Source organism: Paraburkholderia nodosa, assembly GCF_001718195.1.
Lineage (GTDB): Bacteria > Pseudomonadota > Gammaproteobacteria > Burkholderiales > Burkholderiaceae > Paraburkholderia > Paraburkholderia nodosa_A.
The window spans coordinates 147,380-160,742 of the sequence record NZ_MCNV01000007.1; the positions used below are offsets into that span (position 1 = coordinate 147,380).

Below are 13,363 nucleotides of genomic sequence, written 5' to 3' on the forward strand. Positions count from 1 at the left end.
TTTTAAAGGCGTTTTATGGGTAACGTGTTCGTAGAAATACCGCCGCCAAGCTATTGGCAAGATTTCGAATTAATTACTCTCGACGTTTGTCGTCGCAAGTGGGCTGATGATTATGCGGAGCGGAATGGTAGAGAAGGACAAGGTCAGTCCGGTGTAGACGTCTTTGGCTACAACTACCATGCGAAAGAGCAAACCGGCGTCCAATGTAAAAAGCGAAGGACAAAATTGAAGGGGCAGCTGGTGCCTTCGAATACGCTCACGATAAGCGAAATTGACGCTGAAATCGAAGCTGCCAATTCGTTTAAAAAAAAGCTTTCAAGATTTGTGATTGCAACGACGGGGCCACGCGATGTTGACCTACAAGATCACGTTAGAAGCCTTAACGATGGCGATAGCTTGATGAAGGTTTCCCTTTGGTTCTGGGATGATTACGTTGAATTTTTGAATGGCGATGAGAATCTTCTCTATCGCTATTACGACAACGTTCTGAGATACAGGCAACGATACTCCGAAGATGAGCACTACCTCCGGATGCTCGCGGTCGCATTTGATCGCCCCGCGATTAGGACCGCATTCCATCTCGAGAACCGGGCAATAGACTTTGTCGGCGCGATATCACTACTGCAAAGCGCAGTTACGTCTGGAGTTTTGAAGGATCAATCTGGCCTCTTAATCGATCAGTCTCGGCCGCCGAAAGTCGTCTCCGCAGAAATCAAGGTGGTCAAGAGTACGTTACAGCAGATCCGGACGGTTGCAACCAAAGCGTTGAGCGACGGCGGGATTGTGCAGCATAAGGAAGTGATTGAAGTCAGAGATACCGACTTGGTTCGGAAGTTGAATCAACTACGTGGAACGGTGGTTGAGAATTTGAACGTTCTGCTGAGAGCAGCCCATATCGAACCTATCGAAATTCGCGAATACTAATGAACTAGGTCGATCAGTACCTTTGCATTGGTTCGAATCGAAGGCTCGTATTTGGGGCGATTCGAGCCATTCGGATCGCCCCACGTTTGCGACGACCTTGATTGAGAAAGGCGTGGACACCAAGGCCGCATCGACGCTGATGGGCCATGTGTCGATTGCGATAACCGCACGTTACGTCGAAGACAATCCAGTACGAAGCAGATCGGTGTTGATGTCCTGTAACGTAGGAGACGATCATCATGAGAGTTGAGAAGCGAGCCAAACGCGCAAGTGCCGAACGGAACCGACGTTACCGCGCACTGATAGACCCTGACCGCTGCCCGTGGACCGAGTACGCAACCGTCGAAGAACTGTTTGAATCCTTGGGCGTTTCGTCGCTAAAGTAATTTCTCGAACTGCCGATATGGTGGGAGGTTCTATTCGCCTCAGTTGAAATGAACAAGCAACTTATCAAGGCATTAAACTACCTGGGAACCATCATCCTGACCGCGGCTGCGACGCTCGTGGTTACCTACTACGCCACTCGTAATGCCGAGGTAGCGGCTGCCAATGCGGAGGGTGCGACTCGCTACGTCGATTATCAGACATTTCATGAGGCGTCGTGGAGTCCTATGTCGCCGGTTCCAGGTGTTCAATTTTCCTATACCGACAAAAATGGAAAGAAAATTGACAGCATCAGCGGAATGCGAATTAATTTGTATAATTTTTCGGATCGGGATACAACTGACTTGCGGGTTCAGGTGGATGCGTTGGGTGCGCAGGGGAAGCCGCCCTCGCTTCTGGGGTTTCGCGTAGCGAACGGAGTCGCTGAAGACTTCGAAGCAGAGGGCGTTGAGCAGCACACAAACGGAGATACCTTATCTCTTGTATTCAAAATTTCCAGGTTTAACCGGAAGGAATCGCTTGAGCCTGGTCGAGCAATTTCGCTTTACTTCAGTGGCATGCAGGCGCCGGTGATTTCAGTCGTGGCCAGCGGAAATGGTTTTGAAGGGCAAGCGTTTGAGTACGCGCACTACAGCGATCGTGAGTTGGCCAAGCGACCTTGGACCAGCAAATATGGGCCGTATTTCGTTCTTATTGCCGCGGTCCTTACCGGTGTCGGAATATTTTTGTTGAGTGTTGTCAGCACGCACCGAAGGCAAGTCGCGAGGATGACGGCACTTACGGACGTTATAGATGGAGCGCTCGCCGTACACCATTCAGGGATGCCACCTGACCAACGGCGGGCTCTTGCGTCTGAAATTGCATTCAGATGTTGGCAGTCTATTTACGATGCGCTCAGTCGCGTTGACAGATGGCTGTCTCCGCGTCCGACGAAGATTCCTTGAGTTACTGTTGCTGTCAACGGCTTACAAAATCAAGGTTTGTGGTGGTTCTTTAGGCCCATCCGTCTCGGATCAGTCGAACGCCATAAGTTCCGCTGCAACCGCTCAATATTGCTCCGAATGAAAAAAATTTCGAAGCTGCCGATGCTTTACGTCACGGAGCCGCTGTTGTGATGCATCTAGTATGGAATAGATTCGACTACCAGACACTGGACGAGGCCTTGTCGCAGTCGTTTTGTTTGTATGTATTTCATCATCCAGTGGATGGTGATAGGCCGTTTTATATAGGCAAGGCGAAGCTCTTTGGGACAAAGCAGAAGTCGGGTTATGCGGGGACGGCAAGATACAACAGCGGATACGTGCATCTCATTGCTGGAATGCTTCGATCAGGCTTTTCGCTGTACATAGCAGAGGTAGGCGCAGATCATTTCGACGATGTAGAAGGTTACGAGCAAGAACTGATCGCACAATGGAACCCGATACGGCCGCAGAGGATTAAGGTAGTGCGTAAGCCTGTAGCTTCAGTGAGGCCATGGGAAGTGACAACTAAAGAATGTCTTGAAAAATAAGGATTGGTATGGCTTCATTGACTGAACATGATGCGAAGGAAGTTCAGCTCCAGGTGGATGCTTATGTCGCACGGCATGAAACTGGATGGCCATCGCCTGACGCGATCTGCCGAATTGAGGGCAGTCGCGCCAAAGATGGAAGTTTGAGCACGCGGGCTATTTGGACCTACTGGGACAAAAAGAAAGAGGAAGTCTGCGAAACCTCAATTGTTGTGACTCGGAGCTATGTTTCTGCGACGAGGAGGTTTGCGTGGAGTATTCGAGATGATTTAGACTGAGTAAGCTCGGCGCGATGGGGGGCGAATGCCGCATGTGCACGCCAGAAACTGTCATCGTCACGGAAATCAGGCGGCCCGGAATCGACGCCCATACCTGCGCCCGCCGTAACGCGAAGTCCGCTCGCATTTCGTATCAGTTCGGCAGCGGATTTCGTATCAGTTCGGCAGCGGTCTTCAAGGTGTCAGCCAGTTCCATTCTGTCTAACTGTCAAGGCCACGGATATCGTGCTCTACGTGATTGAGTTGTTCTTCCCACGCGGTTTCTTCACTCGGAGCATTCCGCTTTTCAGTCCAGTGACGGTGGAACTCGACGTACCACGTTCGGAACCGCGGAATGTCCTTTTCGAGGAACTCTCTCGCGACTGCTTTTCCTGAGTAGAGGCCATCATGCCGAGCGTTGGTATTGAAGTAGACACCAAATGCGGGTATCCGAGGTAGACAGGCTTCGTGGCCATAGTGAAAATTGTATGGTTGGTGAAGATAAGGAAAATTTTCCACATTGTTTTCGTAGAGCCACCAGACTTGTGTATTTGCAAAATCGAGTCTCTTCTGACATACGTTGCAGGTGATGATCTTGCGGCGAGAGACGTTCCGCCACACAGGCTGGATGATGTGACGACGAAAGTTGTACATCACGACCGCAGCCTTTTCTGACGGTGTCTGGTCTGGGGTGTAACGCAGGAAAAAGACGATAAGGTATCCGACAAAGACCAACGCTGCTACGCCCGATATGACTAGGATCGGGATAGACAAAGGTGCGGCAACAAGCGCTCCGATGAACTGGAAGACAAAGCCGATTGCTATCGCAACACTGCCGAGCAGGCCGAAGAAATTCAGGATCGGTTCTTTGCGTATCTCGCGAGTGCCAAGATCCACAAGACTTCGGGTCACACGAATATCCGCTATACGTTCCTGCTTCGCGGACAGTTGGGCGCCAGCCATCAATACGCCGCCCAATATACCGAAGATCATACCGATGACGTTAAATGCGGTTGCGATGTCATTCCGAATGGATGCCGTGTTGCTGTCTGCGATCATCGCTGAAAGCTCCGCTTCTACCTTCTGAAGCTGGGCATGTTGTGCCTGTAGCTCTCGTGTCAGACCAGATTGATTCGAATGAAGTGTGTCAATTGTGTTCGACTGCTCGACTAGCGCGTTTTGTAGACTTGATATCCGTTCGTCGGTCTGATTCAGATGTTGGCTGATAGCGTTTGGTGAAGATAACGTCCTGTAGTTCTCAGGCAATGGCAGTGTCGCGCCCAGCACGTAGGCCGCAGGAGCCAGTAAAGTTAGCAGAAAAGCGATCAAGCCGATCGATCTTGAGAAAAGCATGTGTGCATACATTCAGAATGGACTGGCATGAAGTATACGGCACGCAGCAAGTTGCGCTGCTCGCGACGATGCAGCAAAGAAGGGGCGCGCCACTGTGCAAATCTTGTGGAGTTTTCGGTGGGGCGCGCGTTCGTCCATCTTCGTTGTTATGTCATCGCTCTGCTTCAATACTCGTTTGGGAAGAGTACAGCCCTCGAAGTCTGATCGGCTTCCGTGATGATCCATACGCGCTTGCCCGCGACCTCATACGCCGAAAACGTACGTCCGCCGTAGATAGCTCCCAGCAGATTAGCATTGGCATCGCTCGCGGTTATGTCGCCCCAATCGCCGTGTTCATGGCGATGCAGATACGACTGGATATCGACAGCTTCGCGTTCGAGGTGTTCGAGTATGGCAGGCGTCACGACAACGCGGCCGAGTTCGATCAACGGAAAAACGAAGCCCGCGAGCGGATTGGTGGTGGTGGCGGATGGTTCTCTTTTTAAAGATTGGCTAAATATTTGTAACGGCCCGGGCCAGCGTTTCGCATTATGGAATAATGCGTAAAGCCAAGCCACGACACCGCTCTTTTTGACGAATTTCAATACTGTCTGGAAAACCGTCAACCTGGCACCCGCCGATCTACCCAAGGAATCCGGCCGCTTCGATCTGCCCATCGCGCTCGGCATTCTCGCGGCGAGCGGTCAGCTCCCGGCTGCGGCACTCGCGCACCGGGAGTTCGCGGGCGAGCTTTCGCTCACCGGCGCCGTGCGGCCCATGCGCGGCGCGTTTGCCATGGCTTGCGGCACGGCACGCGCGCACAGAGAGCGCGCAGCGCATTTCGACGAAGCGGCAGCGTTCAGCCGCGAGCCCATAGGCGAAAGCGCCATCCTTCGGATTCCCGATACTGAACCCGGCGAAGCAGCGCGCTCCGGCATGCCCGAGCTTTATCTGCCTGCGCAAGACGCTGCCGAAGCGGCGCTCGTGCCAGATGTCGCGGTGTACGGCGCGGCAGACCTGCGCTCCCTGTGCGCCCATCTGGCGGGCGGCGATCCCGAAGCGCGCCTCGCCCCCGTGCGCGCGAGCGCCCTCGACACTGGACCCATCGCCACGCCCCCTGACATGGCCGACGTCGTCGGCCAGCGCGCGGCGCGCCGGGCGCTCGAAGTCGCGGCGGCCGGCGGGCACCATCTGTTGATGGTCGGGCCGCCAGGCGCCGGCAAGTCGATGCTCGCCGCACGCCTGCCCGGGCTCCTGCCACCCATGACGGACGACGAGGCGTTAGCCTCCGCCGCCCTGCTCTCCGCCAGCGCGGTCGGTTTCACGCCGCAGCAGTGGCGCAAGCGGCCGTTTCGCGCGCCGCATCACTCGTCGAGTGCCGCCGCGCTGATCGGCGGGCGCAATCCGCCGCAGCCGGGCGAGATCACGCTCGCGCATTTAGGGGTGCTATTTCTGGACGAGCTGCCCGAATTCGACCGCCACGTGCTGGAGACCCTGCGCGAGCCGCTCGAAGTGGGCGCGATCACCATTTCCCGCGCCGCGTGGCAAACCGACTTTCCGGCCGCCTGCCAACTCATTGCCGCGATGAATCCCTGCCCGTGCGGCTGGCGCGGCGACCCCGCTGGTCGCTGCCGCTGCACGCCCGAAAGCGCCGCGCGCTATTTGCGCAAGCTGTCGGGGCCGCTCCTGGACCGCATCGACATCCAGATCGAGATTCCAGCGCTGCCGCCCGCCGAACTGGCCGCTCGCGCGAGCACGAACGCCGAATCGAGCGCCGCGATCGCCGCTCGCGTCCAGGCGGCACGCGAGCGCCAGCTGGCGCGCCAGAGTAAAACCAATCGCGAATTGAACGGCCGCGAAACCGACGCAGTCTGCGAGCCGGACGCCGCCGGGGAAGCGCTGCTGCGCGAAGCGGGCGAGCGCTTTGGCTGGTCGGCACGCGCCCATTACCGGGTGCTCAAGGTCGCGCGCACGATCGCCGATCTCGCGGGCGCCGCGATGCCCGAAGCCGCCCACGTGGCGGAGGCCGTGCAGTACCGGCGCGTGTTCACCGAGCGGTAACCCGCAGTGCCGGTTTCGCCGGAGAGCGCTGCCGCTTTGCGCCGCAGGGAATGTGAATAGCGCCAATAAGTCGAAGTCAAGACTTGACTTATGCACATTTCGTCATGATGCCCCTGGTTCTGAGCATGGTTCGCATTACGCTACGATCGCTTTCGTAACCTATTGATTCTTCTACCCTTCTGGATTTACAGAAAAGCGGCCAGAACTAACAGAAAGCCCACAGGACGGCCCTTTCCGGCCAACGGGGCGTTGTTTTCCACAAAGTTACCCACAGCTCCTGTGGGTAACCAGTAAACCGTCAATCAAATCCGATAATTAGCGTGTTTACCTGCAGCGCAACTTTCACTTCGGCCCGCAAGCGCCCGCCGCTGTGTGACCAAAACATCGCGACGCAAGGCGTACTGCGGACTCCCAAAACTCAGTACAGCTTGAAAGATCCGAAGAACTGATCGACCTGCTCGACCGGCGGCTCGGTACGGCCGACGATCGCCACCTGATAGGCGCGTGCGCCCTTTGCCACGAGCCGCGCGTGGATCGTGCGCGTCTCGCCGTTGGCGCCCGCCTTGCCGGCCATGCGCATTTCGACGCCCTCGACCGAGCCGCCCATTGCAAGCGGCACCCCCACCGCGTGTGTCTCGGCAGCCGCGCCCACGTTGCGCGCGAGGCCCGCGCGCAGGAAGTCGAGTGCCTTTTGCTGCGTTGCGGGCTGCGCGTCGGGCAGATCGAGCGTGCCGACCACGAACACGTCGCCGGCGACTTCGGCCGTCTGCACGCGCATGCGCATCGGCGTGCCGTTCACGTCGATGCGGCGCTCGTCCTTGTCGGGCTTGGCCGGCAGATCGATCGCGTAGCCGCTCGCATCGTTCGAAATCGTGCGCCAATCGTAAGTGGGCGAGCAGGCGGCCAGCGCGAACGCGGCGGCGAGTATGCCCAGCGCCGCCACGCGAGCAGGAACGGAGGCGCGCATCGGTAGATTCAACGTGAGTCGGGCACGGCGAAGGATGTCCAGGACCATGGGGCGCGGTTCGTTACGGAGGTGAAAGGTGCGCGACATTATCCGTCGACGCATACCCGGATGTTGTCTCGCAACCGCTATGCCGGGAAATTCGGCGCTACAATATTTGCGCTCGACACCCGCGCCCTTCGGCGCACGAGGCAAGGCTCATGACCGCTGCATCCCCGAATTCTTCGAACAAGCGTTCCGGCGCGCTCACGCGCATTGGCGCGGCGGTGGTCGTCGTCGCGATCGCTGTGGCCGGCTACTTCGCGTTCTTCGGCAGCCAGCAGCGCGTGCCCGACGCCACCTTCACGCTCCTGTCCGGCCAGAAGGTCTCCACGAACGACCTCAAGGGCAAGGTCTACCTCGTCAACTTCTGGGCGACGAGTTGCACGACCTGCATGGCGGAAATGCCGAAGATGGTCCAGACCTATAACCGCTTCAAGGGCGAAGGCCTCGAGTTCGTTGCAGTGGCGATGAACTACGACGCGCCGATGTACGTCGCCAACTACGCGCAAACGCGCCAGCTGCCGTTCAAGGTGGCGATGGACGACGGCTCGGCGGCCAGGCAGTTCGGCAACGTCCAGCTCACGCCCACTACCTTCGTGATCGGCCGCGACGGCAAGATCCTCAAGCGCTACGTGGGCGAGCCGCAGTTCGCCGAACTCGACCAGTTGCTGCAGAAGGCGCTGGCGACCTGATACGCGATTCGCGTAGCCAATAAAAAAGCAGCGGAAAAACCGCTGCTTTTTTTATGCCTCTTTGTGCCGCTTCACGCCTCGCCGCGCGCCACCAGCCCATAGCGGCGAATTTTCTCGTACAACGTGGCTTTCGCCATTTGTAGCCGCTCGGCGGCCTGGGCGACCGCGCCGTTGCTCTGCTGCAGCGCGTCGGCAATCAGTGCGCGCTCGTACTGCTCCACGCGCTCCTTGAGCGGCAACGCGTCGTCCTCGCCGGCCGCCGCGACTGCCGACAGATCGTCGGGAATCCCGAGGACCCTGCGGTCCGCCGCATTGCGCAGTTCGCGCACGTTGCCCGGCCAGTCGCGTTGCGCGAGCCGCATGCGATCGCGCTCGGTGAGGAGCGGCGCAGGACGCTGGTAGCGCACCGCCGCGTCGAGCAGGAAGTGCTCGAAGAGCGGCACGATGTCCTCGCGGCGCTCGGCCAGCGGCGGCAACGCGATCGTCACGACGTTCAGCCGGTACAGCAGGTCGCGCCGGAAAGTCCCCGCCGCGACGTGCTCGCTCATGTCGCCCTTCGCCGCCGCGACCACGCGCAAGTCGGCGCGCACCGGCTGGTTCGAACCGAGGCGCTCCAGCACGCCATCCTGCAGCACGCGCAGCAGCTTCACCTGCAGCGAGAGCGGCATGCTTTCGATCTCGTCGAGAAAGAGCGTGCCGCCGCTCGCGTGCTCGAGCTTGCCGATCCGGCGCTTGGCCGCGCCCGTGAAAGCACCCGCCTCGTAGCCGAACATCTCCGACTCGAACATCGGTTCGGGCAGCGCGCCGCAGTTCACGGCGACGAACGGCTTGTCATGGCGCGGCGAAAGCTCATGCAGGCTGCGCGCAATCAGTTCCTTGCCCGCGCCGGTGTCGCCGTTGATGAGCACCGAGGCGTCCGTCGGCGCGACGTTCGCGATGAGCTTGCGCACCTGTTCGATCGCCGGACTTTTGCCGATGATGCGCGGCGCGAGCGCGTCGTGCCCCGCCAGCTCGCGGCGCAGCGCGAGGTTTTCGAGCACGAGCAGGCGCCGCTCCAGCGCGCGCCGCACCGTTTCGATGAGGCGTTCGGAGGCGAACGGCTTTTCGATGAAGTCGTAAGCGCCGTCGCGCATGGCCTGCACGGCCATCGAGATATCGCCGTGGCCCGTCACGAGGATGATGGGCACCTCGGGCGCTCGCTCGTGGCATTGCGCGAGCAGATCGAGCCCGCTCATGCCGGGCAGGCGGATATCGCTCACCACGACGCCCGCGAAGTCGGCATCGACGAGCGGCAGCGCGCTTTCCGCATTGGCGAAACCGGCGGCGTCGAAGCCGGCGAGCTGCAGGCTTTGCACGCCCGCGCGGCGCACCAGTTCGTCATCCTCTACGTAGAGCACCCGGCCGGGCGCGGTATTGACCATGCGTTCACCATGTTCGTTCGTCATCCTGATTCAAAAGCCAGCCACGCAACCCAGCGTCACAACCCCGCGGCACGCGCCGCGCTCTCGGCATCGGCACGCGCGCGGCGCAACGTCAGCACGAAGCGCGCGCCGCCTTCGGGTACGTTGCTCGCCGTGAGCGAGCCGCCGCAGTCGCGTGCGATCGACGAGGAGATCGCGAGTCCGAGGCCGAGCCCCTGCCCCATTTCCTTCGTCGTGAAAAACGGCTCGAAGAGGCGCGGCAGCACATCGTCGGGAATGCCCGGTCCATTGTCGCTCACCGCGATGGCGAGCGTCGCGGCGCTCGCCTGCACGTCGATCGCAATGCGCGGCGACGGCAGGCCTCCCACGGCGTCGAGCGCATTGCCGAGCACGTTGATGAGCACCTGTTCGAGCCGCAGGTCGTCGCTCTGCGCGCTGAGGTCCGGGTATTCGGCGTCCACATCTAGCGGCACGCTCGGCGCGCCGTCTTCCGTCAACGTGAGATCCACGCGCACGCCATCGAGCCGCTTGCCGAGCAGCGCGAGCGAGTTGCGCAGCGCCCGGGCAACCGGTGCGCGCGCGCCTCTCGGCCGCGCGCGCCCGACGAACAGCTTGAGCTGATTGACGATCTTGCCCATGCGCTCGGTGAGCGAGCCGATCGCCTCGAGGTTTTCGGTGGCCGCCGCGTACTGGCCGCGCTCCAGAAACACGCGCGTGTTGTCCGAGAAGCTGCGCAACGCCGCGAGGGGCTGGTTCAGTTCGTGCGTGATGCCCGCCGCCATCTGGCCGAGCGCGGCGAGCTTGCTCGCCTGGATCAGCTCGTCCTGGGTCGCGCGCAGTTCCGCCTCGGCGCGCGTGCGCTCCGCCACCTCGCGCTGCAGGCGCTCGTTGGCCTGCGAGAGATCGGCGGTGCGCTCAGCCACGCGCTCGTTGAGCATCGCATAGGCCTTTTGCAGCATCGCGCGGCTGCGCATCACTTCCCTCACGCGTGCGCGCCGCATGCGCCAGTAGAAGCCGAACAGGCACAGCGAAACGTAGCCGAAACCGGTCATGATGGTCGCGTTGCGCGAGGCTTCGAGCACGGGATCGATCGACGACATGGTGACGAGATGCCAGTCGGGCTCGACGAGCGAGCGGCGCGTTTCCAGGTAACGCGGTGCGCGGATGCCGGCGCCCATGCGCACGATGTCGGCGCCGCCCTGCAACACGCGTTCGACGCGCGTCGGCAGCGGCGCGATCGGCTCGCTCGCGTACTGGCGCGTGGCGTCGATCGAGGCCACCACGGCCGGCGGCAGCGGGCGTACCGTGCGGTACTTCCACGCGGGCACCGAAGAGAGAAAGATCACGCCGTGATCGTCGGTGACGAGCAGCGGCTCCGAGGCATCGGTGCCCGGAAACCATTCGAGATTGAGCTTCACCACGGCCACGCCGACGATCTTGCCGTCGCGCCGCACGGGTTGCGACACGTAGTAGCCCGGATCGTGCGAGATCGTGCCGATGCCGAAGAAGCGCCCCACGCGGCCGTTCATCGCGTCGATGAAATACGGCCGGAAGCGGTAATCCGCGCCCACGAAACTATCGGGGTCGCGCCAGTTGCTCGCCGCGATGCTCATGCCGTCGGCGCGGATGATGTAGGTCGTCGTGGCGCGCGCGTGACGGTTCACGTCTTCGAGATAGCGGTTCGCGGCGGCCACCCACTCGGGTCTCGGATCGACCAGCACGTCCTGCACGAGCGGATGCTCGCCGACGATATAGGGCAGCGAGTCGTAGCGCTCGAGCGTGCTCTTGAGCGAAGCCGCGGTGCGGTCGCCGCGCACGGCGGCGTTGCGGCGCAGCGCGTCGATCCCGGTCTGCCACGTGAGCGCCCACGTCAGCGCACAGACCGCGACGAGGCCGGCTGCGAGCGCGAAGAGGATGATGAGGCGGCGCGTCACGTGAGCGGCTTCCAGACGGTCGAGGGGGATGAGGGAGATTGTGGCACACGGCCGCGCCGCTCCGGGGCGTCCGGGTCGGACTATGCGCTTCGGACCCACTCAGCCAAACTGCGGCGAAGTCAGACGAGAAACAAAAACGGGCGGCGCTCGCGCAGGGGAAACGCTCGCGCCGCCCTGCGGCTACGGCCGCGAAACATCGAGAGAACAGACATCGGCGGGCGGCGCGCCTCACGGCCTGCACACGCCCGCCCAGCGCGGCTTACGCGCCTGCGCTTTCCTTCATTTCTTCGACCTCGCCGGAGAGCACGGCGCGCAGCTTGTTGCGGTCGAGCTCCTTCTCCCATGCCGAGACCACGACCGTCGCCACGCCGTTGCCGACGATGTTGGTCAGCGCACGGCATTCGCTCATGAAGCGGTCGATGCCGAGGATCAGCACCATGCCCGAGAGCGGAATGGTCGGCACCACGGCGAGCGTGGCCGCCAGCGTGATGAAGCCTGCGCCGGTCACGCCGCTCGCGCCCTTCGAGGTGAGCATCGTCACCGCGAGCAGCGTGAGCTGCTGCGTCCACGTGAGATCGGTGTTGGTCGCCTGGGCGATGAAGAGCACCGCCATCGTCATGTAGATGTTGGTGCCGTCGAGGTTGAACGAGTAGCCGGTCGGCACGACGAGGCCCACGACCGAGCGCGAGCAGCCAAGGCGCTCGAGCTTCTGCATCAGTTGCGGCAGGGCCGATTCCGACGAGCTGGTGCCGAGCACGATCAGCAGCTCTTCCTTGATATAGGAAACGAAGCGGATGATCGAGAAGCCCGTGAAGCGCGCGATCGCGCCGAGCACGACGAGCACGAACACGATCGACGTGAGGTAGAACGTGCCGATGAGCTTGAGCATCGGGATCAGCGAGCCCACGCCGTACTTGCCGATGGTGAACGCCATCGCGCCGAACGCGCCGATCGGTGCGAGCTTCGTGACGATCTTCACGACGCCGAACAGCACGCCCGAGATGCTGTCGATGAACTCGGTCACCACGCGGCCACGCTCGCCCAGTTGCGTGAGCACGGCGCCGAACAGCAGCGCGATCAGCAGAATCTGCAGGATTTCGCCCTGCGCGAACGCCGAGGTGATCGTGTCCGGAATGATGCGCATCAGGAAGTCGACGCTGCTCTGGCCATGCGCCTTTTCGGCGTAGCTGGCCACGGCCTTGGCGTCGAGCGAATGGACGTCGACGTTGAAGCCCGCGCCCGGCTTCAGCACGTGCGTGGCGATCAGGCCGAGCACGAGCGCGAAGGTCGAGACGATCTCGAAGTAGAGCAGCGCCTTGCCGCCCACGCGGCCCACCTTCTTCATATCCTCCATGCCGGCGATGCCGGTCACGACGGTACAGAAGATGATCGGCCCGATCACCATCTTGATGAGCTTGATGAAGGCGTCGCCGAGCGGCTTCATGTCGATGCCGATGGCGGGCCAGTAATGGCCGAGGATCACGCCGATGACGATCGCCACGATCACCTGGAAATAGAGGACTTTGTGGAGAGGTTTCTTCACGATGGTTCCTGCAAATGAGTTAAGCCAATGGCCGAACGAATCGAGTTCGGGCCGCGACAGGTCGAAACTGGGGATCAGCGAAACCGGAAGAGGGGATCGGACATCGGCTGTCTCCTTGCTGTTTTTTTTGTCGCGGCCGGGGTGGCCGCGCGTTCTTATTTGCAAGGAGAATGCCAGCTAGCGCAACCGCTCACGCCATTGATTTATAAGGATTTTTATCCAACGAACCAAGGCGCGAATCTGGTTTTCCAGAATCGCGCCCTATGAGCGTTCGGATTTCCAGAAAGACAGGAGCCGCC

At 60.7% G+C, this 13,363-nt stretch carries 12 protein-coding genes and 1 pseudogene; 7 read left to right on the plus strand and 6 right to left on the minus strand.

What is annotated here, in order from left to right; all coding sequences use genetic code 11:
• Window positions 1-15 precede the first annotated feature (15 nt).
• The 4 genes from BFD71_RS40510 to BFD71_RS40515 all read left to right on the plus strand — a co-directional run bounded on the left by BFD71_RS40510 (window position 16) and on the right by BFD71_RS40515 (window position 2,818).
• Entirely contained in the window at window positions 16-924 is a 909-nt protein-coding gene (locus tag BFD71_RS40510; RefSeq protein ID WP_141710673.1) for a hypothetical protein, read from the plus strand.
• 22 nt (window positions 925-946) lie between these two features.
• On the plus strand, window positions 947-1,174 hold the full coding sequence (locus BFD71_RS42835; protein WP_176732890.1) for a tyrosine-type recombinase/integrase: 228 nt from the start codon (window positions 947-949) through the stop codon (window positions 1,172-1,174).
• 184 nt (window positions 1,175-1,358) lie between these two features.
• Complete coding sequence (locus tag BFD71_RS14860) at window positions 1,359-2,252, plus strand: hypothetical protein (RefSeq protein WP_069265056.1); 894 nt, start codon at window positions 1,359-1,361, stop codon at window positions 2,250-2,252.
• Window positions 2,253-2,419: 167 nt separating this feature from the next.
• A complete protein-coding gene (locus tag BFD71_RS40515; RefSeq protein ID WP_141710674.1) occupies window positions 2,420-2,818 on the plus strand; it encodes a hypothetical protein in 399 nt (132 codons plus the stop codon).
• A gap of 479 nt (window positions 2,819-3,297) precedes the next feature.
• On the opposite strand, the gene BFD71_RS14865 is transcribed toward BFD71_RS40515, so the two are convergent.
• Together BFD71_RS14865 and BFD71_RS42165 are read right to left on the minus strand one after the other, a co-directional pair.
• On the minus strand, window positions 3,298-4,404 hold the full coding sequence (locus BFD71_RS14865; protein ID WP_141710675.1) for a hypothetical protein: 1,107 nt from the start codon (window positions 4,402-4,404) through the stop codon (window positions 3,298-3,300).
• Window positions 4,405-4,592: 188 nt separating this feature from the next.
• Window positions 4,593-5,012: a hypothetical protein gene (locus BFD71_RS42165; protein WP_256094727.1), complete on the minus strand. Its 420-nt coding sequence runs from the start codon at window positions 5,010-5,012 to the stop codon at window positions 4,593-4,595.
• A gap of 13 nt (window positions 5,013-5,025) precedes the next feature.
• On the opposite strand from BFD71_RS42165, the pseudogene BFD71_RS14875 reads away from it, so the two are divergent.
• Window positions 5,026-6,468: pseudogene (locus BFD71_RS14875) on the plus strand (YifB family Mg chelatase-like AAA ATPase); the annotation flags it as partial.
• Window positions 6,469-6,886: 418 nt separating this feature from the next.
• On the opposite strand, the gene BFD71_RS14880 reads toward BFD71_RS14875, so the two are convergent.
• Entirely contained in the window at window positions 6,887-7,435 is a 549-nt protein-coding gene (locus BFD71_RS14880; RefSeq protein ID WP_083245289.1) for a hypothetical protein, read from the minus strand.
• A 197-nt stretch (window positions 7,436-7,632) separates the two neighbouring features.
• On the opposite strand from BFD71_RS14880, the gene BFD71_RS14885 reads away from it, so the two are divergent.
• On the plus strand, window positions 7,633-8,166 hold the full coding sequence (locus BFD71_RS14885; RefSeq protein WP_069265066.1) for a TlpA disulfide reductase family protein: 534 nt from the start codon (window positions 7,633-7,635) through the stop codon (window positions 8,164-8,166).
• Window positions 8,167-8,237: 71 nt separating this feature from the next.
• Here BFD71_RS14885 and BFD71_RS14890 read toward each other — a convergent pair whose 3' ends face one another.
• The 3 genes from BFD71_RS14890 to BFD71_RS14900 form a co-directional block, all read right to left on the minus strand.
• Window positions 8,238-9,611, minus strand: coding sequence for a sigma-54-dependent transcriptional regulator (locus tag BFD71_RS14890; RefSeq protein WP_370684279.1), 1,374 nt, complete (start codon window positions 9,609-9,611; stop codon window positions 8,238-8,240).
• A 32-nt stretch (window positions 9,612-9,643) separates the two neighbouring features.
• Window positions 9,644-11,620, minus strand: a complete 1,977-nt coding sequence (locus tag BFD71_RS14895) for a sensor histidine kinase (protein WP_069265069.1) — start codon at window positions 11,618-11,620, stop codon at window positions 9,644-9,646.
• 160 nt (window positions 11,621-11,780) lie between these two features.
• Window positions 11,781-13,067, minus strand: a complete 1,287-nt coding sequence (locus BFD71_RS14900) for a dicarboxylate/amino acid:cation symporter (protein ID WP_069265240.1) — start codon at window positions 13,065-13,067, stop codon at window positions 11,781-11,783.
• A 24-nt stretch (window positions 13,068-13,091) separates the two neighbouring features.
• On the opposite strand from BFD71_RS14900, the gene BFD71_RS40525 reads away from it, so the two are divergent.
• Entirely contained in the window at window positions 13,092-13,331 is a 240-nt protein-coding gene (locus BFD71_RS40525; RefSeq protein WP_141710677.1) for a hypothetical protein, read from the plus strand.
• Window positions 13,332-13,363 lie beyond the last annotated feature (32 nt).